Consider the following 25709-nt stretch of genomic DNA (forward strand, 5'->3'; position numbering starts at 1 on the left):
TAACAATAACAAGGCGGCTGTGATCCGCCTTGCTGGAGGACACCCTTGTGAGTTCCGAATTCCGACCGCAACCCCAGCCCGCACCGCGATACCGCGAGGTCTCCATCGGCCACGCACCGGTGGCGGTCACTGAAGAACAGGGCGTGTTGCACATGCGCTCCCTGGAACCCCTGGCCGAGTTGCCGGCGCGCTTGCTCGATCGCCTGGTGCATTGGGCGCGGGTGCGGCCCGAGCAGACGTTTATCGCGGCACGCCAGGCCGGCGGTGATTGGCGCCGTGTCAGCTACCGCGAGATGCTCGACGGCGTACGCGCGATTGCCCAGGGCCTGCTGAGTTACGGGCTGTCGGCGGACAAGCCGCTGGCATTGCTGTCGGGCAACGACATCGAACATTTGCAGGTCGCCCTCGGCGCGATGTACGCCGGTATTCCTTACTGCCCGGTATCGCCGGCGTATTCGTTGTTGTCCCAGGATTTCGCCAAGCTGCGGCATGTCTGTGACCTGCTGCAACCCGGGCTGGTGTTCGTCAGCGATGCGCCGGCCTACCAGCGGGCGATCGATGCCGTATTGCCGCCCGAAACGCCGCTGATCAGCGTGCGCGGCCAGGTGCCCGGGCGCACTCAGATCAGCTTCGCCAGCCTGTTGCACACGTCGGCCGGTACTGAGGCCGACGCGGCTTTCAACGCCACCGGCCCCGACAGCATTGCCAAATTCCTGTTTACCTCGGGCTCGACCAAACTGCCCAAGGCAGTGATCACCACTCAGCGCATGCTGTGCGCCAACCAGCAAATGCTCTTGCAGACATTTCCGGTGTTCGGCGAGGAGCCGCCGGTGCTGGTGGACTGGCTGCCGTGGAATCACACCTTTGGCGGCAGCCACAACGTCGGCATCGTGCTCTACAACGGCGGCACCTTTTACCTCGACGACGGCAAACCCACAGCCCAGGGTTTTGCCCAGACCCTGCGTAACCTCAAGGAAATTTCGCCCACCGCCTACCTGACAGTGCCCAAGGGCTGGGAAGAATTGGTCAACGCCCTGGAACAGGACGCCGCGTTGCGCGAGCGGTTCTTTGCGCGGATGAAACTGTTCTTCTTCGCTGCTGCCGGCCTGTCGCAAAGTGTCTGGGACCGCCTCGACCGCGTGGCCGAACAGCACTGCGGCGAGCGTATCCGCATGATGGCCGGGCTGGGCATGACCGAAGCCGCGCCGTCCTGCACCTTCACCACCGGGCCGTTGTCCATGGCCGGTTATATCGGCTTGCCCGCGCCGGGCTGCGAGGTGCGCCTGGTGCCGGTGGACGGCAAGTTCGAAGGGCGTTTTCGCGGCCCGCACATCATGCCGGGGTATTGGCGCGCGCCCGAGCAAACCGCCGAGGTGTTCGATGAGCAGGGGTATTACTGTTCCGGTGATGCGATCAAGCTCGCCGATCCCCATCAGCCACACTGGGGGCTGATGTTCGACGGGCGTATTGCCGAAGACTTCAAGCTGTCCTCCGGGGTGTTTGTCAGCGTCGGTCCGTTGCGCAATCGTGCGGTGCTCGAAGGCTCACCCTATGTGCAGGACCTGGTGATCGCCGCGCCGGACCGCGAATGCCTGGGAGCGCTGGTGTTCCCCAGGGCCTATGAATGCCGCCGGCTGTCGGGCTTGAACGCCGAGGCCAGCGACGCCGAGGTGCTCAACAGCGCGCCGGTGCGCCAATGGTTCGGCGACTGGCTGCAACGGCTCAATCGCGAGGCCACCGGCAATGCCAGTCGCCTGGAGTGGATTGCCGTGCTCGACGAGCCGGCGTCCATCGACCGTGGGGAAATTACCGACAAAGGCTCGATCAACCAGCGCGCGGTATTGCAATGGCGTGCGGCCAAGGTTGAAGCGCTGTATCGCGGCGAAGACCCGACAATCCTGCGTGCCGGGCCCAAACCGTGAGCGGCGCCGGGCAGTATTCGGCGTTTGCCGATGCGGCGATGTTCGAGGCCGTGCGCACGCCGTGGGTTGACCTCGGCGGGGCGCTGTCCCAGGTGTCGCCCATCGACCTGGGCATCAAGGTTGGCCGTGAAGTGCTGGCTCGCGCCGGCCTCCAGGGGCAGGCGGTTGACAGTGTGCTGGCCGGTTCCATGGCCCAGGCCAGCTTCGATGCCTATTTGCTGCCACGGCATATCGGCTTGTACAGCGGTGTGGCGCAAGCGGTCCCGGCGCTGGGGGTGCAGCGCATCTGCGCTACCGGCTTCGAGCTGTTGCGCCAGGCCGCTGAACAACTGCGCGACGAGGTGCAACTGGCCTTGTGCGTGGCGGCTGAATCGATGTCACGCAACCCGATTGCGGCCTACACCCACCGCGGTGGGTTCCGCCTGGGGGGCGAAGTGCAATTCAAGGATTTCCTCTGGGAAGCGCTGTACGACCCGGCCCCAGGTCTGGACATGATCGCCACTGCCGATAACCTGGCGCGGCGTTATGGCCTGAGTCGCGAGGCCGTGGACCGTTATGCCTGCGCCAGCCACCAGCGCGCGTTGCAGGCGCAACAGGAGGGTGCCTGGGTCGACGAAATCGTCCCGGTGGATAACCAGGTGTTCGAGCTTGAGGGGTATCAATCGCGGCGCATCAGCCTGGCGCGCCAGGCGGGGGTTGTCAGCCAAGACAGCCACCCACGGCCGACCGACCTGGCGGCCCTGGCACGGTTGCGTGCGGTGCATGCCGATGGGGTGCAAACCGCCGGCAACAGTTGTGCGGTGGTCGACGGGGCGGCGGCGGCACTGGTAGGGCGCGCGTCTGATTGCACACGCCCGGCCCTGACACGCCTGCTGGCCAGCGCGGTGGTCGGTGTAGCCCCGGAGTTCATGGGCATTGGCCCGGCGCCGGCGATCCGCCTGTTGCTGCAGCGCAGTGGGCTGAGCCTGGGCGACATCGGCCGCTTCGAGATCAATGAAGCCCAGGCCGCCCAGGTGCTGGCGGTGGCCCAGGAGCTGGAGCTGGACAGCGATCGACTCAACGTCCAAGGCGGTTCCCTGGCGCTGGGCCATCCACTGGCGGCCAGCGGGTTGCGCCTGGTGATGAGCCTGGCGCGGCAATTACGCCAGCACAACCTGCGCTACGGGATTGCCGCGGCGTGCGTGGGCGGCGGGCAGGGCATGGCGCTGTTGATCGAAAATCCCGCCTGGCGCGCTTGAATACACAGCCTGTTTAATTTGATGAGGTGTCTCGATGTGGAGCTATCAGGCGCCCCTGCGCGATATGCAATTTGTGCTTGAGCATTGGCTGCAGGCCCACGACGCATGGGAGGCTTTGGACCTGCCCCTGGCGATGCACGTGCTGGAGGAGGCCGCCCGTTTCACCCAAGGCGTGCTGGCGCCGTTGAACAGCAGCGGCGACCGCCAGGGCTGCCGTTGGCAGGCGGGCCAGGTCAGCACCCCGGACGGTTTTGCCGAGGCGTATCGCGCGTATGCCCAAGGCGGTTGGCCAGGGTTGGCGTGCGCCGAGGCGCTGGGCGGGCAGGGCCTGCCGCAACTGCTCGACGCCGCGTTGCAAGAAATGCTCTACGCGAGCAACCACGCCTGGGCCATGTACACCGGCATCGCTCACGGCGCCTACCTGTGCCTCAAGACGCATGGCGAACCCTGGTTGCAGGCGCGTTACCTGCCCGCGATCGTCAGCGGGCAGGCCTTGCCCACCATGTGCCTGACCGAGCCCCAGGCCGGCAGCGATGTCGGTTTACTGCGCTGTCGTGCCGAGCCCCAGGCGGATGGCAGCTATCGCCTGAGCGGCAGCAAGCTGTTTATCTCCGGCGGTGAGCATGACCTCACGGCCAATATCCTGCACCTGGTGCTGGCGCGGCTGCCTGATGCGCCGTCGGGCAGTCGCGGGCTTTCACTGTTCCTGGTGCCCAAGTTACTGGACGCTGGCCAGGTCAACGGGGTGCGCTGTGACGGCATTGAACACAAGATGGGTATCAAGGGCAGTGCCACCTGTTCGCTGGTGTTCGACGCGGCCCAAGGCTGGCTGATCGGCGACGCCAATCGCGGTTTGGCCGCGATGTTCGTGATGATGAACTCGGCGCGCCTGCATGTCGGCCTGCAAGGCCTGGGGCATGCCGAGGCCGCCTGGCAGAACGCCCGGCAGTACGCCGCCGAGCGCGTGCAGATGCGCGCACCGTCAAGGCCTGAAGCAGTGGCCGCCCAGGCGGCCGACCCGATCCATTATCACCCGGCCATGCGCCGCGTGTTGCTGGAGCTGCGCACCACTAGCGAGGGCATGCGCGCCATCGGGTATTGGGCGGCGCACCTGCTCGATCAGCAGGACGCATCGGCCGTCGCCTTGGCGCAACTGCTGACGCCCATCATCAAGGCGTTTTTCACCGAGCAGGGCTTTCGCCAGGCGAGTAATGCACTGCAGGTCTTCGGTGGCTACGGCTATGTCGCCGAGTTCGCCATCGAACAGACCCTGCGCGACAGTCGCATTGCAATGATCTACGAGGGCAGTAACGAGATCCAGGCCAACGACCTGCTGCTGCGCAAGGTGCTCGGGGATGACGGTCGGGCGTTCGGCTTGCTGCTCGACACGTTGCGTGCAGAGGCCGGGCAGGGCGCGCTGTACGCCGAGTGCGCGGCATTCGCCGAGGCACTGGGCAACCTGTGCGACTCACTGGCCGCGACGGTGAGCGCCCTGCGTGAACAGGCGCAGGAAGACCGCGAATACCCCTATCGGGCAGCGCCGGATTTTCTCCAGCTGTGCGGTGTGGCACTGTTGGCCTTTGCCTGGGCGCGGGCGGCACGGGTGTCCAGGGCATTGCCCGAAGATGATCCGTTGCGCGCCGCCAAGCTGCAAAGTGCCGGGTTCTTTTTTGATTACCTGCCTGCCCGGTTGGCCCAGCACCTGGGGGCGATAGACAGCGCCCGTGCAGCGCTGGCGTTCGTCTGACGCCGGCAGGCGCTTGCGGTACTATGGCGGCCCATGTTTTCTGGAAGTTGCCTGGATGAGTAAGCCCGGTCAATTGGTGTTGGTCGCACTGCGCAAGATGATTGCCAGCGGGGAGCTGGTGGCGGGGGAGCGGCTGATGGAGACGCCCACGGCGCAGCGCTTCGGCGTGTCGCGCATGCCCGTGCGCATGGCCTTCCGTACCCTGGAGCAGGAAGGGCTGCTGGTGCCGTTCGGCGGGCGCGGGTATCAGGTGCGCTCGGTGAGCCCCAGCGACATTGCCGGTGCGGTTGAAGTGCGCGGCGTGCTCGAAGGCCTGGCGGCGCGCCAGACCGCCGAGCAGGGGTTGTCGGCTCAAGCGCGTGCCGTGCTGGAGCGCTGCCTGGTCGAGGGCGATCAACTGTTCGAAAAGGGCTATGTGACCGAAGACGACCTTGAGGTCTATCACGACCTGAACATGCGCTTTCACCAGGTCATCGTCGAAGGCAGCCACAACCCGGCGATTGCCGATGCCCTGGCGCGCAATGACCACCTGCCCTTTGCGTCGGTGACGGCGCTGGCGGTGGACCGCGAGGACATGGCCCGCGAGTACCGGCGCTTCAACTATGCCCACATGCAACATCACTCGGTCTTCGACGCGCTGGTCAACCGCCAGGGCGCGCGCGCCGAAGCGATCATGCGCGAGCATGCCAACGCGACCTTGCGCTATGCCGAAATCTTCAGCGCCGCCACCGCCGACGCACGCATGAAGGTGATCCTGCCCGCGTCGTGATGCGGTTCAGATATCGAGCACCAGCAAGGGCGTTTTCGAGCGCGAGCAGCAGGGCGTGAACTGGTCATTCAGCGCCTGTTCCTGCTCGGTGAGGAACAGGTCGCGATGCTCCGGTATGCCTTGCAACACGCGGGTCAGGCAGGTGCCGCAAATCCCCTGTTCGCAGGACACGGCAATCTCGATGCCGTGACTTTCCAGGACCTGCACCACGCTCTTGTCGGCCGGGATCTCGAAGACTTCGCCGCTGCTGCCGATCTGCACCGAAAACCCGCCGTCGAGGCTGCTGTCCACCGGTGCCGCCGAAAAGTATTCACGGTGCAGGCAGGCTTCTTGCCAACCCTGGGCCCGGGCACTCTCAAGTATGTGCTGCATGAACCCGCCGGGGCCGCAGACGTACACGTGCACGTCGTCTGCCGGCGCCGCCAGTACCTCGGCGGCATGCAGGGCGGTGTCGGGCTGCTCGTCGAAATGCAGGAACACCCGCTCGGCAAACGGTGACGCCTTGAGACGCTGCACAAATGCCGCACGCTCACGGGCGCGGGCGCAGTAATGCAGCTCGAAATCGGCCCCCGTGTGTGCCAGGCGCTCGGCCATGCACAGGATGGGTGTAATGCCGATGCCTCCGGCAAACAGCAGGCTGCGCCGGGCTTCGTGGGCCAGCGGGAACAGGTTGCGCGGTGCGCTGATGCTCAGGCGGGTACCCGCGTGCACGTGGGCGTGCAGGCTGCGCGAGCCCCCTCGGGACGCGGGGTCGTTGAGTACGCCGATCACATAGCGGTGCCGCTCTTGCGGGTGATTGCACAGCGAGTACTGGCGGATCAGCCCGTCTGGCAAGTGCACGTCGATGTGCGCACCGGCGCTGAAAGCCGGCAGTGGGCTGCCATCGACGCTGGCCAGTTCATAGCTGCAGATGTCCTGGGCTTCGGTGCGGCGGGATGTCACCACGACTTCAATCATGTTGGCGCTCCAGCGCGTTCCCGGGCGATCAGGCGCTCCAGGACCTTGCGCGACTGCACGCCGCCGGCGTCGATATTCAGCTTGAGCAGGTTACGCGTCGGGTGGGCCAGCAGGTTCTGTTGCTGGCGTTCGAGCATTTCCAGGTCTTCGCTGAAAATCTTGCCCTGGCCTTCGCGAATGCTGGCGGTGAGTGCCTCATCCTGCGGGTTGAAGTTGCGCGCCATGCCCCAGAAGTACCAGATCGAGGTGTCGGTTTGCGGGGTGATGAAATCCACCACGATGCTCGCGGCCTTGTGCTCGGCGGCGGCGGTGTAGCCGCCCTTGCCGGCATGGGCCACGCCGACTTCGATCAATACATGGCTGGGCGGCGTGAAGCGGCAGATCTGCCAGCGGTCCACCGGTACATCGTCGGCCAGGTTGTTGCCGCGCAGGGCCATGCGCCAGAACGGCGGGGCCATGATGTTTTCCATATGCCGAGCAGTGACCACTTCGTCCCCGTTCACCGTGGTCACGGGTGGCGCTTCGTCGATTTCCTTCTGGCCGATGCTGGAGGCGTGCACGTAGGTTTCGTGGGTCAGGTCCATCAGGTTGTCGATCATCAGGCGGTAATCGCACTGGATATCAAACAGCCCGCCGCCGTAGGCCCACTCGTCACTCACCGCCCACTCCAGGTGGTGGATCAGCGCGGGGTCGGCCTGGGCCTGATCACCCGGCCAGACCCAGATGAAACCGTAGCGCTCAACGGCGGCGAAGGTTTTGTTGCAGGGAAAGCCGCGCACCCGCTGGCCCGGCATATCGACGGTCTTGCCGTCACCGCCCATGACCAGGCCGTGATAGCCGCACACCAGGTGGCCGTTTTCGACATAGCCCAACGACAGCGGTGCGCCACGATGGGGGCAGAAGTCCTCGACCGCCACCACGGCGCCTTCCAGGCCACGATAAAACACCATTTTTTCACCGCAGATCTGCCGGCCCAACGGTTTTTGCGCGATTTCATCGGGGGTGCAAGCGACATACCACGTGTTCTTCGGGTACATGGTGACTCTCCAGGCAACGGATTATTGTTGTTTAATGGATCCATTAAATTGGAGAGTCAGGTGGCGGTCAAGCCGGTAATCGGGTTATTCCGGGCGATTATCGGACGCAAAAGGGTTTAATGGATCCATAAATCGCCTTCAATCGGGTTCCGGGTCGGCTGTCAGGCCATCATGGGATTGCGTTCAGCAGCGGATCATCACCGACTTCAACGCGAAGCAGTCCTCAATAAAGGCGCCGCCGAACGCTCGACCCACCCCCGAGGCTTTATTCCCGCCGAACACCGCAGGCAGTGCGCGGCCTGGCCGGTGGCCGGGTTGGCCGCCTGCAGTGTGCGGCTGGGGTGGCTCTGAACCTGGTCACCGTCGATAAACCGCGCGTGTTGGCGAGGCAGTTTGTGCGCAAAGCCACTGGAATCCAGGACAATCCGCTACGAACCCGTACAAGATTAAACGCACGACGGGTCAGTTCGATTCCATCGTGTGGCCGGCTCCGTTAGAGTTTCCACGCGAGCATCAGGTGCTGGCGCTCTACCTGACGCTCACCGCGTCTCTCTGGGCATTCAGCCGTCGGCCAGCCCGAACCCGCAAAAAAACCAGACCCTCTGCTCATATTGAAATGTTTGGAGTGGTTCAGTGTGCAGGTCGTCTCGCGAAGGAACCGCAGCAGTCGACGTGCCATTTACCGTGGTCATTGAGTCACCCACAAGGAGCTACACCATGCATGGAAGTATGAAGTTCAAGCACCTGGCGTTTTTGTTGATCCCGCTTGTAGCGGCCTGTACGACACCCGATAGAACCCGCGAATCCGCGATCCCTGCCCAGCCGCAGCAGCAGGCATTGCCGTTCGATAACTGTTCGGTGGGGTGCCCCGCCGGCGGCAGCCCGCTGACCTTGAACCGTCAGGCGTACACGTTGAACAACAATGGCTCGACCAAGTTTGCGAACTGGGTCTCGTACAAAATCACCAAGGACACCCCGGCCAGCGGTCGCCCGCGCGACTGGAAGACCGACCCGGATATCCCCGCAGGGGAAACGCTCGACCCGGTGGATTACAACGGCGCCAATGTCGCGCTCAAAGTCGACCGTGGCCATCAGGCCAATCTCGCGTCGATGGCCGGCGTCCCTGACTGGCAGACCCTCAATTACCTGTCCAATATCACGCCGCAAAAGGCCGAGCTCAACCAGGGGGCCTGGGCGCACCTTGAAGACCAGGAGCGCAACCTCAGCAAAGCGCCCGGCATCGACCAGGTGTATGTCACCACCGGGCCTTTGTATGAGCATTTTGTCGGCACGCTGCCGGGCACGAACAAGGTCCATACCATTCCCAGCGGGTACTGGAAGATCATCTTTGTGGGCCGCTCACCGGAAAACGGCCTGTATGCCTCGTTTGTGATGAACCAGGAAACGCCTAAAGGTGCGAACTTCTGTGATTATCAGGTGACGGTTGAGCACATCGAAGAGCGCTCCGGGCTCACGTTCTGGAACCAGTTGCCGCCGTCGGTGCAGGCCGCACTGAAGGCGAAGCAGGGCCAATTGCCGAGCCGGATCGGCTGTAAATAGCTGTGTAAAAAGCGGAACAGGGGCTGCCGTTCGTTGGCGGCCCCGGTTTTTGCGGCGTGTGCTGAACGACGCTGTGATCAATACCCGCCGTCAAGTCGCGCCCGCCTGAGCAGATCGCGTGCGTGGTCCGCGCGCAATAACAGTGTCATCTGCCGCTCCTCGACGATGATTTCCGCCACGATCAATACGCAGATCATCGGTGCGGTCACCAGCCAGTGGCCGTAGCACTGGGTGCCCAGCGACACGCAGACGCCGACAATCCATAACACCAATACCCACTTGGGCGCGCATTGCTGCAGTGGAACCCAGGCGCGCTGCAGTTTTTTCAAGCGCCGCGTGTGCAGTCTTAGCGACGCCTCAAGTCGGGCCACTTCATTGCTCATGTCGACACTCGCTCCTCTGCGCGGGGGCAGCCTGGAAGCGGTCGTCCGAGCCAGGACAGGTTGACGCGTTCAACTTCCACCCAGTGCTCGCCGACGGGTTTGGTGCGACAGCTCTTGAACGCAATACACACGTGCTCGGCATCCAGCAAAGCAAAGTGCCTGTAGTCGGTGGTTTTCCTGAACACCCAGGAAAAGCTACGCATCGCGGTACCTCGTTAAATCAAACATGCCAGCTGAGTTCGAACAGCGTGCCGCCGTTTTCCATGCGCCGGCAGGTCACGGCGCCGCCATGGGCGAGGGCGATGGCGCGCACCACCGCAAGGCCCAGGCCGCTGCCGCCTTGGGCGCGTGAACGGGAGTTTTCGCCGCGTTGGAAGGCGTCGAACAAATGCGTCGCGAAGCGTTCGTCGATACCGGGGCCGTCATCGCGCACGCGCAGGTAGTTGAAACCGTCGCGGGTACTCAGGTGCACGATCACGTTTCCGGGTGTCGCGTGCCGTCGGATATTGTCCAACAGCGCCAGCAGCGCCTGGCGGATTCGCGCCGGGTCGCAGCGCATCGTGCGGCGTTGCAGGTCCAGTTGCAGGACAAAGCCGGCGGCAGTGAGGCTGGGTTCGAACAGCCGCACATCGTCCTCAATGCCCGTGGCCAGGTCGGCTTCCTGCAGGTTGAGTTCCAGGTAGCCACTGTCGGCCAGGCCGACCACCCGCAAGTCCTCGATCAAGCGTGTCAGTCCTTCTACCTGGCCCAACAAGCTGTAGAACTGCGCGGTATCCGGTTCGAATACGCCTTCGGCCAAGCCCTGCAGGCGCCCCCGCAAGATGGTCAGTGGCGTGCGCAGCTCATGGGCAATTGCCGCATTCCAGAACGCCTGTTCCTGCGCCATACGCTGCAAGCGTTTAGCCATGCTGTTGAAATCGTTCACCAGGATGGCTGCTTCGCCAATCGACTGGTCACCGGCAACCGCTTGTACATCCAGGTCGCCGTCGGCGAGTTTGCGCAGGTTCTCGGCCACGGAATTCAGTGGCATCAGAATTCGTCGAGACAGCTTCAAGGCCACAATCGAGCCCACCGCCAGGCTCACACACGTGGTCAAACCCATCCACACCCATTCGATGTTGGCTGGCAGCCACTCATTCACTTCTTCGTCCGTGAGCGGCCAATACGTCCATAGCAACGCATAGAAAATATAAGAACCGATCACGGCCAGGGCGATCACGCACAACACCACGGCGGACATGGACAGGATGATCTGGCGGCTCAAGCCATTGAGCCCCTTCACGACACACACCCAAACCGGTAGCCCACCCCCCGGATACTGGTGGGTACGCCTTGTAAACCGAGGTCTTCGAGCTTGCGGCGCAGTTTGCTGATGTGGCTGTCGACGGTACGCTCCAGGCTGTCACTTTCCGGTGAACACTGGGCCAGCAGTTCGGCGCGGCTGAACACTCTTTTCGGCGCCTTGGCCAGTTGGGCCAGCAACCTGAACTCCGTCACCGTCAATGCCAGCGGCACTTTTCGGCCGGCGAGGGTCACCGTGACTTCATAGCTTTCAAGGTCAATTTCAAACGCGTCCACCCGCAGCACCGTGGGGCTGGCGCGGTAGTGGTAAGCGATGGCGCGTCGGAGTACGGCCTGGGTGCGCGCAACCACTTCGGCCGGGTTGAACGGTTTGACGATGTAGTCGTCGGCCCCGATGCGCAGGCCCATCAGCTTGTCCATGTCCTGATCCTGCGCCGTCAGCATGATCACCGGCGTATGGCCGCGATGACGCACTTCGGCAAGCACCTGCCAGCCATCCACGTGGGGCATCAGCACATCCAGCAACACCAGGTCCGGCTTGAGCGTCAGGTGGATTTCCAGGGCCTGGCGGCCGTCACGTGCGTGTGCGGTGCGAAAGCCACTGCGTTTGAGATAGGCCAGCAGGATGTCGGCGATTTCAGGTTCATCTTCGGCAATCAGCACGAGTGCCTGGGTTTCTCTGGCGCTGTCCGGACGGGGCATTGATGCAACGGGAATATCAGTCATGGTCTGCTCGGTGAATACGCGGCGAGCTTTTACGTCCGTGTGCTCGCGCGTATCTGCCTGGTCGTGGCTGCCGGTCCATGGCCGCGTTTCCAAGGAGTGATCATAGCTTCTGGGTGAGGGTGCCCAGCATCTGGTTGGCTGTGGAAATCACTTTTGAATTCATTTCGTAAGCGCGTTGCGTGGTGATCATATTGACCATCTCTTCGACGGTGCTCACGTTTGAGGTCTCCAGGGTGCTTTGCAGGGTGGTGCCAAAACCGTTGACCCCCGGCGTACCGACCTGAGGTGCACCACTGGACGCGGTTTCCAGAAACAGATTGTTGCCGATCGCCTGCAAGCCGGCAGGGTTGATGAAGTCGGCCGTTTGCAGGTTGCCGATCACTTGTGAGGCGGGGTTGCCGGCCACGGTGATGGACACCGTGCCATCCTGACCCACAGTAAAGGTCTTGGCGTTGTCCGGTACGACAATCGCCGGTTCCAGCGCGAAGCCGCTTGCCGTGACGACCTGGCCGTTGGCGTTCAGGTGAAACGTGCCGTCGCGCGAGTAGCCGGTGGTGCCATCCGGTTGCAGGACCTGGAAGAACCCCCGGCCGTTGAGTGCCAGGTCCAGGGGCTGCCCGGTGGTTTGCAGGCTGCCGCTGGTGAAGTTTTTCTGCGTGCCGACGATGTGCACGCCGGTGCCCAGCTGCAACCCTGAAGGCAGCTCACTGTCCTGCGTCGACTTGGCACCTGGCTGGCGCTTGATCTGGTACAGCAGGTCCTGGAATTCAGCGCGATCACGTTTGAAACCGGTGGTCGAAACGTTCGCCAGGTTGTTGGAAATTGTCGTCAGTTGGGTGTCCTGGGCAGACAACCCGGTTTTTGCGACGTACAGCGCAGGAATCATCTGTTTCTCCTGGTAAGCCCGCGCCACGAGGCGCCACGGCGATCGCAATTGTGCGTCATCAACGTGCGCTTTCATGGGAGGTTTTGTGGAGAAACGATGGAGACGGGCAATAATTTTGCGCGCCGCGCGCATCCCCCCCTTTATCGCACCCCAGTGCCTCCAGGTGTGTGCAGGGCCTATGGCAATTCAGATCAGGTTTTACGGAGGTGGCCGGGATAGCGGCGGATTGACGATCAATACGTAAAAGTCCAGTATGGAATTATAAGTACAAATACACGTTGCACTTCTCCCTTTCTTCACGCTTGCCAAACCAACAACAACTTGCGAGACAACGATCATGAAGAAACGCACGCTGATCACCGGCCTGGCCCTGAGCCTGCTTGCCTCCAGCCATGTGCTGGCCGCCGAGAAAACCCTGCGCATCGGTATCGAGGCGGCGTACCCACCGTTCGCCTCCAAGACCCAGGACGGCAAGATCGTCGGGTTCGACTACGACATCGGCAACGCGTTGTGCGCTCAGATGAAGGTCAAGTGCGTGTGGGTCGAGGGTGAGTTCGACGGGCTGATTCCTTCCCTGAAAGTGAAGAAAATCGACATGGCCCTGTCGTCCATGACCATCAACGAAGACCGCAAGAAGTCGGTGGATTTCTCCCACAAGTATTACTTCACGTCTTCGCGCCTGGTGATGAAGGACGGTGCAGCCGTGGACGACCAGTACGCCAGCCTCAAGGGCAAGACCGTCGGCGTGCAACGCGCCACCACCACCGACCGCTATGCCACCGAGGTGTTCGAGCCCAAGGGCATCAACGTCAAGCGCTACAGCAATAACGAAGAAATCTACATGGACCTGGCGTCAGGTCGCCTGGATGCGATCTTTGCCGACACCATCCCCCTGAGTGACTTCCTGGCGATGCCGCGCGGCAAGGGCTACGCCTTTGTCGGACCGGAGCTGAAGGACCCGAAATACGTGGGCGAGGGCGCCGGGATCGCGGTGCGCAAGGGCAATACGGCATTGGTCAGTGAGTTGAACACGGCCATCGACGGTATCCGTGCCAATGGTGAGTACCAGAAGATTTCACAGCAGTACTTCAAGTCGGATATCTACGGCGACTGACTGCGAATGCGGTCCTGAACACAACCTGGGTGACGGTGGGCGCGGGCAAGCCAGCGCCCACCGTGGCTCGCAGGTGTGGCGAGGATTATCTGTTCAACCCTTCAATTCCTTGAGGTGCTTGTAGACGGTCGCCCGGCCCATCCCCAGCACATTCGCCACATAGTTCGACGCACTCTTGCCTTTGAAGGCGCCCTCGGCATGCAACGCCAGCACCAGCTCACGTTTATGGTCCCGGGTCAGCAGGTTCAGGCTCAGCTGGCGTTCGCGCATCCAGGCATGCAAAAAGGTGTTGATCCGTTCCTGCCAGTCATCACGAAACAGTGAGTCCGGTTGCGGGATCAGCTTGCTCGGCGACAGGAACAGGTCCAGTGCCGCCTTGGCGTTTTCGAACAGCGAGATATTCAGGTTGATGCACAACACCGCCAGCCGGCGACCTTTGTGGTCGTGGAGCACGCTGCTCAAGCTGCGAATTTTCTGACCGTCCCAATTGAGCTTTTCGTACGGGCCGATATTCACTTCATGGATGTCATCGCTGAGCATGTCCTCCAGGGCCGAGTCATCACCGATGGCCCGTTTCGACAGGTTATTGGCGATGTAGTCGACTTTTTGCGTGCGCAAATCATGCAGCACCACTTCGGCGTGGGGGAAGAACAACGTGGCGATCGCATCGGCAATCGTGCGGAAGTTCTGGACAACCTTGTCTTGCTCAGCGGTGTTCATCAATGCGGCTCCAGGCGGACGGGCGAGAGCATACCAGCGTCCAGGCCGAACCGCGTCAGTTGCTCCGGCAGCGGCGCGCCGCGCACCAGGGCCGCACTGGCCTGGCCCATGGCGGGTGAAGTCTGAATGCCATAGCCGCCTTGCGCCGCGACCCAGAACAGCCCCGGCACCTGTGCGTCGAAGCCGGAGAGCAAATCACCGTCGTGCACAAAACTGCGCAGCCCGGCCCAAGTCCGGGTCGGGCGGCGGATGGTCAGGGTGGTGGCTTCTTCGATCTGGTAAATGCCCATGGCGATGTCCAGCTCTTCGGGCTGCACATCCTGCGGCTCGACGGGGTCGGCGTTGGCCGGTGAGCCGAGGAACATGCCCGCATCGGGTTTCATGTAGAAAGCTTCGTCGAGGGCCACCAGCATCGGCCACTGATGGGTGTCGACGCCTTCAGGCCCGGCGAAGATAAACGCCGAGCGACGCTTGGGCTGCAAGCCGATGGATGCCGCGCCGGCCAATGCGCCGATATGGTCGGCCCAGGCGCCGGCGGCGTTAATGATGATGGGCGTGGTGTACGTCGCATCCTGGGTGCGCACGTGCCACAGGCCGTCGGCGTCACGCGTCAGCCCCAGCACGTGGCTGTCGGTGCGTACGTCGCTGTTGTGACGGCGAATGCCACGCAAATAACCCTGGTGCAGGGCGTCGGTGTCGATGTCGCTGGCCGTCGGGTCGAAGATTGCACCGTGGACTTTTTCGCGCCGCAGGATCGGTAGCCGCGCGCACGCTTCGTCGACACTCAGGCGCTCCACCTGTGCCACCGTGGCTTTGGCACTCAGGTATTGGCTTTCCAGTTCCGCCGGGTCGCCGCTGAAGTCCACGGTCATTTCGCCGCGCGGCGTGAGCAACGGATGCTCACAGAAACCCGCCGGCGGGTTGTCGAAAAACGCCCGGCTGGCCAGGGTCAACGCGCGCACTTGCGGGGTGCCATACGCGGCGGTGTAGAGCGCCGCCGAACGCCCGGTGGAGTGGTAGGCCGGGTGGTTTTCACGCTCCAGCACCAGCACTTTGCCATGCTGCGACAGCCAGAAACCCGTGGAAGCGCCCGCAATGCCGCCGCCGATGATGATGAAGTCTGCATGGCTCATGAACATCTCCAAAAAAGGGCTTAGCGCCGGATTTGATACAAGGCATTGGCCAGTGCGACGTCTTCCAGGCCCAGCCCGATCGAGCGGAAAAACACACAGCGGTCGTAATCGGGGCGCTGCGCCATGTCGCTGAGCAACTCGGGCAGGTCACCGATGACAGCCCGCTTGTCCCACCCGTGTTGTTCGCTGGCGATCAGCATTTCGCCGGCCGTGCCCGGGGTGGTCTGGCGATAGTCGCAGAATACATGCATGTCGTTGAGGCAGTGCGGCGGCACTTCATGGGCGCGTGGAGCATTGGTGCTGATGGAGGTAATCAGCGCCGGTTTGCTCAGGCGCGCGGGGTCCATCACCGGGCCGGCCGACGAGGTGCAGAGCAGAATCACGTCCGCGTCTTGCAGCGCAGCCTCGCAGCTGCTGGCGAGGGTCAAGCGCGGGTCGAGGCCGTTGAGATGGGCCAGGGTATCGGCGCTGGCACGGTCCAGGCGCGGTGAAAAGAGGCTGATGTGCTGCCAGTCGCGCAGGTTCTGCACATAGCGCAGGTGCGCCTGGGCAACCTTGCCACTGCCGATAATCGCCAGGCGTCGGGCGGCTGCAGGCGCCAGGGCGTCCACCGCCAAGGCGGTCGTGGCGGCCGTGCGTTCGGTGGTCAACTCGGCCGCATCACACAGCAACAGCGGCTGACCGGTGTGCATCGACATCAACAATGTCCATGCCGTCACCAGCGGCCCTTGTTCGCGCACGATATAGGGCGACGTCTTGACCCCGTACACCGCGTCTTCGGTCAGCACGCCCAAATAGTTGATGAAATCGCCGGCCCCTTGCGGGAACTCCACGCATTGCTGCGCCGGCTGCACTGCAAGTCCGGCGGCCAGGTCGCGGAACAGCTTGCGCAGCACCCGGGGCACGTCAACCTTGGCGAGTAGTTCGCGTGCTTGGGCTTGGTTGATCACTTGAGGCGTGCTGGACATGGCTATCTCCGCATATAAACTAATTTGTCCATTATGGACTTTTAGTTCTGGCAGGCAATATCCAGGCGAAAAAAAGCTGGCGGCTGAGGGTTATTTCGCAAGCCACACGCTGACACACAACCCGCGCTGCTCCTCGGCGTCGGTAAATGACAGTTGCACCTGCGCCCCGGTGCGATCGGTGATCGCCTTGACGATCGACAAACCCAAGCCGGAACCGGCCTCGTCGGTGCCCAGGCTGCGATAGAACGGGTCAAACACCCGCGCCTGTTCCTCGACTGAAATACCGGGCCCCGAGTCTTTGATTTGCAGTTGAATGGTGTCAGCCATCACCGCCACCGACAGGTCGATACGCCCACCCGGCGGGGTGTAGCGAATGGCGTTATCCACCAGGTTTTTCACCAGCGTGAACAGGTCCATCGCGTTGAACATCACCTGCACGTCCTGAGTGCTTTCAACACCGATGTCGATCTGTTTGCGCTCGGCCAACGGCAATAGGTCTTCTAGCACCTGGCGATACACGGCATGCACCGACAGCGATGTTTGCACGCGCTCCGACGCCGACTGCGCCGCCGCCAGGCTCAGCAGTTGATCGATCAATGTGCGGCCGCGTTGGATGCCGCGTGACAGCGGCTCAAAACGCTCCCGGCTCATGGGCGACAGGTCAGTGGCGGCCAGCCGGTCGGCTTGCAGGGCCAGGGCGGTCATCGGCGAGCGCAGTTCGTGAGCGGCATCGGCGACAAAGCGCCGCTGGCTGTCCATCGACTGCTCAACGCGGGCCAGCAAACGATTGATCGCCACCACAAACGGGCGCACTTCGCTGGGCAGGTGTTGTTCTTCAATGGGGTGCAGTTCCTGCTCGGCGCGCTGGTCGATCTCGGCGGCGAGCACACCAATCGGGCGAAACAACTTGCGCACCAGATCGCCAACCACCAACAGCAGCACCGGAAACAAGATCAGGAACGGCAACAAACTGCGCCAGGCGCTTTCGCGGGCGTCCTTGTCGCGGGCATCGGATTCCTGGGCCACGGCAATGCGTTCGCCACGTGCCGTGGTGTGCACCAGCACGCGAAAGTTTTCACCGCTCACCTCAACGGTGGACAGCCCGTCAGCGAGGTCTGTGGGGAAGGGCAAGGGCAAGGCTTCATCGTTGATGCCCGTAGCGCGCCGGCCGTCGCCCAGGTGTTGAATGATTACCCGGGATTCTTCGTCATCGCCATCAATGGCCGGGCCTTGTGGGTAGTGCAGGGTCATCTGCTGGCGGTCATACAGCATCGCGACCTGGCGTAAGGTGTCGTCCTGCTGTTCGTGGGTTTCGTCGAAGGCCGAGACAAAGGCAAACACGCTGGCCACCAGCGCCACCAGCAAAATGGCCAGGGACAGGGTGACCGACAGCCGCAGTTGGACCGATTCACTCAAACGCTTTTTGAAACCATCCATCCCATGCCCCTGACATTCTTGATCACATGACTGCCCAACTTGCGCCGCAAGGCGTGAATCAGGAACTCGATGGCGTTGCTTTCGACCTCATTGCCCCAGCCATACAGGCGGTCTTCCAACTCACTGCGCGAGAGGATTGCTCCTGGGCGAATCAGCAGGGCTTGCAGTAGCGCAAATTCGCGACTGGAAAGGGCGACGTTGCGATGCGCGTCGGTGCTGGCTTGCTTGGTGAGCAGGTCCAGCGACACGCTGCCATTGTCCAGCAACGGCAGAGCGTTCCCGCCTTTGCGGCGCAACACCGCACGGATACGCGCGAGCAATTCCGAGATGTCGAATGGTTTGAGCAGATAGTCATCGGCGCCACTGTCGAGGCCGCGCAGGCGGTCATCGAGACTGTCACGGGCGGTAATGATCAGCAGCGGCACGGGGTTGTTGCGCCCACGGATGCTGTCCAGCACATCGAGGCCGTCCTTGCCGGGCAGGCCCAGGTCCAGCAGCACCAGGTCGTAAGGTTGGGTGTCGAGTGCGGCGAGGCCGGTGAGGCCGTTCTTGACCCAGTCGGCGGCATAGCTCGCATCGCTGAGCGCGCGTTGGATGGCATCGCCAATCATCGGGTCGTCTTCGACCAGCAGTATCCGCATGTCGCCTCCGCAGCAAAAGCAAACGCGGTGAAAGGATCACCGCGTCTGTATTGAAGCATGATTGTCTGATGTCAGCCTTTCATCGCATCGAAGGTCTTGAGCAAGTCCTCCATCGAGGCGGTGCAGTCGGCCTGGTTCGGGTTGCCATCACGCAGGGCCGAAAGTGCACGGTCGATGGCTTTGTCCAGCACGTGCCAGTCGTTCGCGGCCCGAGGTTTGATCCCGGCCTCGGCGGCATCCCAGCTGGTTTCCAGGTCTTTGATGCGGGCTTTGGCACCCGCCAGGTCGTGCTTGGCGACAAGCGCCGACACGTCCGCCGCGATGGCGCGGAATTCGGACAGGTCGCCCAGTTTTGACGCATGGGCTTGGCTGCTCGTGACGGTGGCGCCGCCGGCGGTGTCTTGGGGTTTGTCGGCAGGTTTGGAGCAGCCGGTGGCAATGCCCAGCATAAAGATCGCTGAAACAATGGCGGCGTGGCGGATCATGTTTTGAACGCGCATGAGGGTTTCCTTGAGGTGAGTCGTTATTGGGTAATGGCTTTGCGGTTGCTGACACTGATTTGCGCGACGGCCACCAGCAGGACAATGACGCAGAGGAACAGCGCGCTGGTCCAACTGGCGCCCATGCCCAGGCCGCCATAGGTCTTGGCTTGGGTCAGCAGGTCGCCGAGGGAGGCGCCGAAAGGTCGGGTGAGGATGTAGGCGACCCAGAAGGTCAGCACGCTGTTGACGCCCACGCGCCAGGCCACCATGGCCACGGCGATCAAACCGGCGAAAATCACCGCGCCGAGCGTGAAGCCCAGGCCCAGCGCTTCGGTGGCCAGGTCACCGGCAGCGGTGCCCAGGGCAAACGTGCAGAGCACCGTCGTCCAGTAAAACCACTCACGCCGTGGCGTGACGATGTCGCGGATCGACAGGCTGCGCTCGGTGCGATACCAAACCACAAAGTTAAGCGCGAGCAGGCCCGCAAAAATCGCTGTGCTGAGGTACAGGCTGACGTCGAGTTTATCGGTGAGGATATCGGTGATCTGTGTGCCGACGATGCTCACCAGCACCACGGTGAGCCAGTAAATCCAGGGCGTGTAGGCCTTGGTGCGCATCTGCCCGAACAGCGCGACGGCCAACAGCGCAGCCATGCCGAGGCTGGTCCAGCCGGCGCCGAAGCCGGCATTGACGGCGAGGTAATCCGCGCCGGTTTCGCCCACGGTCGTGGACAATATCTTGATCACCCAGAATGACAGCGTCACCTCGGGTACTTTGTTCAGCCAACGGGCTGCTGTGGCATTCATGGGGTTACCTCTCCTTGACTGCGCGGTGGTGGGCGCAGGGGAGAAGGTAGGCCCCGAAACTTAGCTGAGACTGAGGGGCGAAGCTTTTTTCAACACATGGGCCATACCGAGCGTGGTGAGGTGAACCCCGCTGCCGATGGGAGGCGCTTGCAGGCCTGAACTGCGCACCAGAATGGCGGGGCCTGGCTCGGCGTCATCGGGTTGCAACACCACAGTCAGCGTGCACGTATTGCCGCCGAACTCGCGTTCGGTCACCACCCCTCGACAGCCGGAAACGTCGGTGGTACTCAACTGCAATTGCTCCGGTCGCAGCATGATTCGCGCCGTGGTGGAGTGGGTCTTGCTGTCGACCTGCACGCGCCCCAGGCCGCAATGCGCCCAGCCCGCTTCGATCCGGGCGGGCATGACCACGGCCTCGCCGAGAAACAATGCGGTCTGCTCATCGACGGGGTACTGGTACAGGTCCATCGGGTGACCGGACTGCACCAGGCGACCCTGGCGCATCACCGCCAACTGATCGGCGAACGACAGCGCCTCGCTTTGATCGTGAGTCACCAGAATCGTGGTAATGCCCGCGTCGCTCAGCAGCCGCGCGACCATCTTGCGCATGGCCGAGCGCAAGCCGGTGTCCAGCGCGGAGAACGGTTCATCGAGCAACATCAGCCGTGGCTGTTGCGCCAAGGCCCGGGCCAGCGCCACCCGTTGCTGCTGGCCGCCGGAGAGTTCATGGGGCCAGCGCCCGGCCATGTTGGCGTCGAGCGCCACGCTGTCCATCAGCTCGGCGATACGTGCGTGTCGCGCCTCGCCCTTGGTGGCCAGGCCGAAGCCGATATTGTCGGCCACGGTCATGTGCGGGAACAGCGCGCCGTCCTGCGGCACATAGCCGATCTGGCGCTGGTGGGCGGGCACGGCGTGGGTGGCGTCGACCAATGTCTGGCCGTTGAGGGTGAGGCTGCCGGTGTCGGGGAATTCAAAGCCGGCGATCATGCGCAGCAACGTGGTCTTGCCGGAGCCGGAGGGCCCGACGATCACCGTGCGGCTTGCGGTGGGCACCGATAATGTGACGTCCGCCAGGGCGCGCTGGGTGCCGAAAGACTTGCAGATGGCGTGGAGTTCGAGGGCGTTCATCGGCCTGCCGTGCGTTTGGATTGATGGTAGAGAAGGCCGGTCAACGGGAGTGACAACAGGATCATGATCAGCGCGTAAGGCGCGGCGGCGGCGTAGTCGATCTCGCTGGTCATCGCCCAGAAACCGGTGGCCAGGGTGCGTGTGCCGTTGGGCGCCAGCAACAGGGTGGCGGTCAGCTCATTGGTGATCGCCAGGAACACCAGCGCCGCCCCCGCAGCGGCGGCAGGGGCAGCCAGGCGCAGGGTGATCAGCCATAACGCGCGGCCCGGCGAGCGCCCGAGGCTGCGCGCCATGTTTTCCAGTTCTACCGGCGCTTGGGCGATACCCGCGCGCAAACTCACCAGTGCGCGTGGCAAGAACATCAGCAGGTAGGCGAGCAGCACGGTAATCGTGGTCTGGTAAATCGGCCGGGCGAAGTGGATGGTCACCGTCACCAGTGCCAGCGCGACCACAATCCCGGGCAACGAACTGGTGATGTAGTTGCAGCTTTCGAGGATGCGCTGCAAGCGCCCCGGCGCCCGAATCGACAGCCAGGCAATCGGCACTGCCGCGCAGGTGGTCAACAGGGCACCGGCCAGGCCGAGCAATACGGTTTGCTCCAGTGCCGGCAGCAGTTCGCTGAACTGCCAGACCTCACGGCCACCGGCGATCAACCACTTGCCCAGGGTGATCAGCGGGATACCCAGGGCCAGCGCACAGGTCATGCCTTGCAAGCCGAGGGCGAGCAGGGTGGTGCGGGTGCCCAGGGTCACGATGCGCTGGTCACGGGCACTGCCGGAGCCAACGCGCGCGTATCGGGCATGGCCGCGTGCAGCGGATTCCGCGCTCAGCATCGCCAGGCAACACAGCGCCAATACGGCCGCCAGCATATTGGCTGCCGGGCCATTAAAGGTGGATTTGAACTGATCGAAGATCGCCGTGGTAAAAGTGTCAAAGCGAATCATCGCGTACAGGCCGTATTCGGCCAGCAGGTGCAGGCCCACCAACAGGGCACCGCCGCAGATGGCCAGGCGTAATTGCGGCAAGACCACCCGCATAAATACCGCCCAGGGCTTGAGGCCCAGGGACTCGGCCACGTCTTCGATGGCCGGGTCCAGCCGGCGCAATGTCGCCGCCACCGGCAAGTACAGAAACGGGAAGTAGGCAATCACCGACACCAGCACGCCGGCCGGCAAGCCATGAATCGAAGGCACCAGGCTGACCCAGGCGTAACTGTGCACAAATGCCGGCACCGCCAGCGGCGCCACCGCCAACAGTGACCAGACGCGTCGCCCCGGCAGGTTGGTGCGTTCGGTCAGCCAGGCCAGCGCAATGCCCAGCACCACGCATAACGGCAGGGTGAACACCACCAACAGCACGGTGTTGAACAACAATTCGCCGACGCGCGGGCGCCACACCAGCGTCTCAATTTGTGCCCAGCCGATTTGCCAGGACACGCCGATGACAAACGCAATCGGCAGCAGCGCCAACAGCGAAACCAGTACTGACAAACTGGTGACCCACGTGCCTCCACGGCCTCTGAACAGACCTTGGCTGCGTCGTTGGGGGGGCGCATGTATCGCGTGGGCGATACCTGGCACTGGGGCTTGAGGCAACAATCAGAGGAGTCCGGCCTGGGTCATCAGCTCGACAGCCTTTTTGCTGTTGAGCTTGGACGCGTCAACCTTCGGTGCGTCCAGTTGCGCCAACGGCACCAGCTTGGGGTTCGATTGGGCGTTCTGGCCCACGGCGTACTCGAAGGCGTTGCCGTCTTTCAAGATCGCCTGGCCGTCTTTGCCGGTAATCCACTTCAAGAAGGCCTGGGCCTCGTCTTTATGTGTGCTGGAGGCCAATACACCGCCACCGGAAATGCTCACAAAAGCGCCCGGGTCCTGGTGCTTGAAGTAGTGCAATTGGGTGTCCTTGCTGTTTTCGCCGGTCTTGGATTGGTCGACGAAACTGTAGTAGTGGTAAATCACGCCGCTGTCGACCTGGCCTGCGTTGACGGCCTTGAGCACCGCGCTGTTACCCCGGTAAATGCTCGCATTGGTTTTCATCGCCTTGAGCCAGTCGAGGGTGGCGGCTTCGCCCTTCAATTCCAGCACAGCGGCAACGATGGCCTGGAAGTCGGCACCGGCCGGGGAGGCGGCCCAGCGGCCTTTCCAGCTTGGCGAGGCAAGGTCCAGCAGGGATTTCGGCAGGTCGGCTTCTTTCAGCTTGCTCGGGTTGTACACAAACACCGTCGAACGTGCCGCAATGCCGACCCACTTGCCGTGGGCGGGGCGGTAGGCGGCGTCCACTTGTTCCAGGGTGGTTGGCGCCACCGGCGCGAACAGCCCGGCGTTGTCGACCAGCACCATGGCCGGGGAGTTCTCGGTGAGGAACACGTCAGCCGGGGAGGCCGCGCCTTCCTGCACGATCTGGTTGCCCATCTCGGTGTCGTCGCCGTTGCGTATGGTCACCGGAATCCCGGTTTCCTGAGTGAACCCTTCAACCCAGGCCTTGGTGAGGCTTTCGTGCTGGGCGTTGTACACCACAATGCCCACGGCGTCGGCGGCATACACCGACCCGGTGCCGAGCAGTGCGGTGGCCAGCAGGGCTTTAGTGAAGAAAGAGGGTAGACGGGAAGCCATACGCTGAACGCTCCGGTTTTTATGAATGCACGGGAAGCCCGTGAGAGGTCGATTGAGGCTGGACCAATAGGAATCATTTGCATGTTTGGGCGCGGCGAATGTAGAGCCCGAAATGAGAAAAAAACGTCAAATAAACGGTAAATAAACGTGATGAGCGTTATCAACTGACGCAAGTCAACTGTGGGTGCTGGCTTGCCTGCGATGGCGGCGGGTCAGTTGGCGGATTTTTCACTGATCGCTATCGCAGGCAAGCCAGCGCCCACAGGGTTTAACTCAGTTTAGGCGGGACGAGGCGCGCGGTTCAGGCACCCGATGGAGCGATCCACGGTGGTCTTGGCAAGCTCCAGCAAATGCCACACCGCCAGCATCTTAGCCCGCTCGGGGTTGGTCAGCAGTTCACTGCAATTGAGCGCCGTGACAGACGCGCTGTCGAGCACGCTGGCGGTGTAGAGCAGGGCGTCTTCAAAGCTCAGGTCTTCGATTTGAACACCTTGGGTGGGCAGGTAATGGTCGATGGCGCGGTTGAAGGCGGCGCGGTCTTTGGTGGAATGGCGGGGTGGATCGGGGACAACTTTTTTCATTGTTTAGTACCTGTCTGATCAAGGAACCGACACTCTGCGCGACTAAACGAGGGTGGCGGCTGTACGCAGGTTAGTCGACCGGTCAGATCAGGAACCCGGCGCGCCCGAAGGCGCCCTGCGCACAGCCACCATAAAACTTCATGGGACAATGCGCCTGTTCTGAACTCCGAGCGACTAAACCCGATCACTGATGAGCAGTGACGGACCGCAGACTAGTCATCGATTCCAACAGGCACAAGGCGGCAGGGATTGTCTAGGAAACGTCCTGCAATTTAAAGAGACACGCCTTGCTGGCCCTTTACAAACCATGACCAAATGCCACTCACCCCACCCCTAAAATAGAGCAGCAGGCTTGCCTGTGATTGCCATTGATATCCACACATCGTGGGCTCTACACCGAACCCCAAGGCCCTATAGCCGTGGTGGTGAGTGGCTTTTTTGTAGGCACTGCTTCCCTGCAATGTAGGCAACTTCCCAAATGTTGCTCGGCCTTCCCGGGCTTGTGTCCAGGGCGTACTCGCTTGCTTATATTCCGACGCCATCTTCATTGCATCCAGGGATGTGGAGCATGGCGCAGGGCTATATCAACGACCGTACGACGGACTACCGCAGCTTGAAATCCCGGTTGATGGGCGGCGCCCCGAGCCAACAGCATTCCGATCATTTCGACGTGTTGAACCGGCACCTGCTCCCAGGGCTGGTAACACCGGGGCAGTTGGTGGTTGTGCCCGATACCTACAGCGTGAGCTGTTCAAGGGAGGAGGCCTGGTTGATGCGCCAGGCCGAGGTGATTCGTCGGGAGCTGGACGCTGGCGCCGGAACCCAAGTGGTCAACAACTACGACCTGCTGCAAAGCTTTCTGGGGTATGGCTCGTTGGGCGTGGGCAGCGCGACGTCGGCGTGGGCGCGGCACCTGGACGAAGTGGCGCATACGCTGGAGGAGATTGAGCGGCTGCATCAGCGTCTTAAAAGCGGTGGCTTGGATCGTAAGGCGTTTTTACGCCAGCGCAAGGCTTTGTTCGGCCTGCTGGACGCCCAATTGCAAGGCGCGGCGCGATTTGGCACCGGGTTGCAGGGCAATCAGGCGTTGAAGAAGGTGTTGGGGATTTCAACCAAAAGCTATCTGCATAAGGGCGAGATCGCCGGGTATGCGCAGCGGACGCGGGACATTGCGCAGATGTCGAAGTGGTTGGGGAAGGGGACCTATGTGGGCTTGGGACTGGACGTGGGCGTTGCAGGGTTGGAGATCAAGGAGGCGTGTGTGCAGGGGCGGGAGGCGCAGTGTCGGCGGGCGAAGTACGTGGAGACGGGGAAGTTGGTGTTCGGCGTGGCGGGGGCTTATGGCGGAGGGAAGCTGGGTGCAACATTAGCCCGTAGCAGCTGTAGGGTTCTTTTGGGCGTCGCGGCTAAAGGAAACGGTGCTCTGGCCTGCGCAGTGATCGGCGGCGCTGCGGGAGGGTATGCAGGAGGCAACTTATTCGGCGCTGGCGGTGCGTTTCTGGGCGGGCAAATCGAAGAAATCGAGGGTGATTTGATCTTTCAACCAGAGGGCGCTTAAGC

At 62.6% G+C, this 25709-nt stretch carries 24 protein-coding genes; 7 read left to right on the forward strand and 17 right to left on the reverse strand.

Going from position 1 to position 25709, the window contains the following annotated elements; all coding sequences use genetic code 11:
* Positions 1-47 precede the first annotated feature (47 nt).
* From CPH89_RS21640 to CPH89_RS21655, 4 genes are read left to right on the forward strand one after another with little or no spacing between them, the layout of a single operon-like run.
* Positions 48-1922, forward strand: coding sequence for a feruloyl-CoA synthase (locus CPH89_RS21640; protein ID WP_053255511.1), 1875 nt, complete (start codon positions 48-50; stop codon positions 1920-1922).
* Entirely contained in the window at positions 1919-3160 is a 1242-nt protein-coding gene (locus tag CPH89_RS21645) for a thiolase family protein (protein ID WP_053255512.1), read from the forward strand. The genes CPH89_RS21640 and CPH89_RS21645 overlap by 4 nt, the downstream gene beginning before the upstream one ends.
* A 34-nt stretch (positions 3161-3194) precedes the next feature.
* The gene (locus CPH89_RS21650; protein ID WP_053255513.1) at positions 3195-4907 is read left to right on the forward strand and encodes an acyl-CoA dehydrogenase; all 1713 of its coding nucleotides are present in this window, start codon (positions 3195-3197) and stop codon (positions 4905-4907) included.
* Between the two features lie 55 nt (positions 4908-4962).
* Positions 4963-5676, forward strand: a complete 714-nt coding sequence (locus CPH89_RS21655) for a GntR family transcriptional regulator (RefSeq protein ID WP_053255514.1) — start codon at positions 4963-4965, stop codon at positions 5674-5676.
* A 6-nt stretch (positions 5677-5682) separates the two neighbouring features.
* On the opposite strand, the gene CPH89_RS21660 is transcribed toward CPH89_RS21655, so the two are convergent.
* Complete coding sequence (locus CPH89_RS21660) at positions 5683-6633, reverse strand: PDR/VanB family oxidoreductase (RefSeq protein ID WP_053255515.1); 951 nt, start codon at positions 6631-6633, stop codon at positions 5683-5685.
* Positions 6630-7670 (reverse strand): aromatic ring-hydroxylating oxygenase subunit alpha, encoded by a 1041-nt coding sequence (locus CPH89_RS21665; protein WP_053255516.1) that lies wholly within the window; start codon positions 7668-7670, stop codon positions 6630-6632. Before CPH89_RS21665 ends, CPH89_RS21660 begins: the two co-directional genes overlap by 4 nt.
* Before the next feature lie 717 nt (positions 7671-8387).
* On the opposite strand from CPH89_RS21665, the gene CPH89_RS21670 reads away from it, so the two are divergent.
* Positions 8388-9230 carry a DNA/RNA non-specific endonuclease gene (locus CPH89_RS21670; protein WP_053255517.1) on the forward strand — a complete coding sequence of 281 codons (843 nt, stop codon included), beginning with the start codon at positions 8388-8390 and terminating at the stop codon, positions 9228-9230.
* A 77-nt stretch (positions 9231-9307) separates the two neighbouring features.
* On the opposite strand, the gene CPH89_RS21675 is transcribed toward CPH89_RS21670, so the two are convergent.
* The 4 genes from CPH89_RS21675 to flgG form a co-directional block, all read right to left on the reverse strand.
* Entirely contained in the window at positions 9308-9613 is a 306-nt protein-coding gene (locus CPH89_RS21675) for a hypothetical protein (protein WP_053255518.1), read from the reverse strand.
* Between the two features lie 220 nt (positions 9614-9833).
* On the reverse strand, positions 9834-10895 hold the full coding sequence (locus CPH89_RS21685) for an ATP-binding protein (RefSeq protein ID WP_053255519.1): 1062 nt from the start codon (positions 10893-10895) through the stop codon (positions 9834-9836).
* Complete coding sequence (locus tag CPH89_RS21690) at positions 10892-11641, reverse strand: response regulator (protein WP_053255757.1); 750 nt, start codon at positions 11639-11641, stop codon at positions 10892-10894. The genes CPH89_RS21685 and CPH89_RS21690 overlap by 4 nt, the downstream gene beginning before the upstream one ends.
* Before the next feature lie 100 nt (positions 11642-11741).
* Entirely contained in the window at positions 11742-12527 is a 786-nt protein-coding gene (gene flgG, locus CPH89_RS21695; RefSeq protein ID WP_053255520.1) for a flagellar basal-body rod protein FlgG, read from the reverse strand.
* Positions 12528-12864: 337 nt separating this feature from the next.
* On the opposite strand from flgG, the gene CPH89_RS21700 reads away from it, so the two are divergent.
* Positions 12865-13641, forward strand: coding sequence for an ABC transporter substrate-binding protein (locus tag CPH89_RS21700; protein WP_053255521.1), 777 nt, complete (start codon positions 12865-12867; stop codon positions 13639-13641).
* Between the two features lie 93 nt (positions 13642-13734).
* On the opposite strand, the gene CPH89_RS21705 is transcribed toward CPH89_RS21700, so the two are convergent.
* The 11 genes from CPH89_RS21705 to CPH89_RS21755 form a co-directional block, all read right to left on the reverse strand.
* Complete coding sequence (locus tag CPH89_RS21705) at positions 13735-14361, reverse strand: helix-turn-helix transcriptional regulator (protein ID WP_053255522.1); 627 nt, start codon at positions 14359-14361, stop codon at positions 13735-13737.
* Positions 14361-15494 carry an NAD(P)/FAD-dependent oxidoreductase gene (locus CPH89_RS21710; RefSeq protein WP_053255523.1) on the reverse strand — a complete coding sequence of 378 codons (1134 nt, stop codon included), beginning with the start codon at positions 15492-15494 and terminating at the stop codon, positions 14361-14363. Before CPH89_RS21710 ends, CPH89_RS21705 begins: the two co-directional genes overlap by 1 nt.
* 20 nt (positions 15495-15514) lie before the next feature.
* Entirely contained in the window at positions 15515-16462 is a 948-nt protein-coding gene (locus CPH89_RS21715; protein WP_053255524.1) for an ornithine cyclodeaminase family protein, read from the reverse strand.
* 90 nt (positions 16463-16552) lie between these two features.
* Positions 16553-17899 carry an ATP-binding protein gene (locus tag CPH89_RS21720; protein WP_053255525.1) on the reverse strand — a complete coding sequence of 449 codons (1347 nt, stop codon included), beginning with the start codon at positions 17897-17899 and terminating at the stop codon, positions 16553-16555.
* Positions 17875-18540, reverse strand: a complete 666-nt coding sequence (locus CPH89_RS21725; protein WP_053255526.1) for a response regulator transcription factor — start codon at positions 18538-18540, stop codon at positions 17875-17877. Before CPH89_RS21725 ends, CPH89_RS21720 begins: the two co-directional genes overlap by 25 nt.
* Positions 18541-18611: 71 nt before the next feature.
* Positions 18612-19040, reverse strand: coding sequence for a hypothetical protein (locus tag CPH89_RS21730; protein ID WP_053255527.1), 429 nt, complete (start codon positions 19038-19040; stop codon positions 18612-18614).
* A 23-nt stretch (positions 19041-19063) separates the two neighbouring features.
* Positions 19064-19828 carry a COG4705 family protein gene (locus tag CPH89_RS21735; protein ID WP_053255528.1) on the reverse strand — a complete coding sequence of 255 codons (765 nt, stop codon included), beginning with the start codon at positions 19826-19828 and terminating at the stop codon, positions 19064-19066.
* Positions 19829-19888: 60 nt separating this feature from the next.
* Positions 19889-20956: an ABC transporter ATP-binding protein gene (locus CPH89_RS21740; protein WP_053255529.1), complete on the reverse strand. Its 1068-nt coding sequence runs from the start codon at positions 20954-20956 to the stop codon at positions 19889-19891.
* Complete coding sequence (locus CPH89_RS21745; RefSeq protein WP_053255758.1) at positions 20953-22527, reverse strand: ABC transporter permease; 1575 nt, start codon at positions 22525-22527, stop codon at positions 20953-20955. Before CPH89_RS21745 ends, CPH89_RS21740 begins: the two co-directional genes overlap by 4 nt.
* 27 nt (positions 22528-22554) lie before the next feature.
* Positions 22555-23568 carry an iron ABC transporter substrate-binding protein gene (locus CPH89_RS21750; protein ID WP_053255530.1) on the reverse strand — a complete coding sequence of 338 codons (1014 nt, stop codon included), beginning with the start codon at positions 23566-23568 and terminating at the stop codon, positions 22555-22557.
* Positions 23569-23846: 278 nt separating this feature from the next.
* Positions 23847-24149, reverse strand: coding sequence for a DUF6124 family protein (locus tag CPH89_RS21755; RefSeq protein WP_053255531.1), 303 nt, complete (start codon positions 24147-24149; stop codon positions 23847-23849).
* A gap of 568 nt (positions 24150-24717) precedes the next feature.
* Between CPH89_RS21755 and CPH89_RS21760 the strand changes: the two genes are divergently transcribed.
* Entirely contained in the window at positions 24718-25707 is a 990-nt protein-coding gene (locus CPH89_RS21760) for a hypothetical protein (protein WP_053255759.1), read from the forward strand.
* Positions 25708-25709: the final 2 nt, after the last annotated feature.

This window comes from Pseudomonas fluorescens (assembly GCF_900215245.1).
Classification (GTDB): domain Bacteria; phylum Pseudomonadota; class Gammaproteobacteria; order Pseudomonadales; family Pseudomonadaceae; genus Aquipseudomonas; species Aquipseudomonas fluorescens.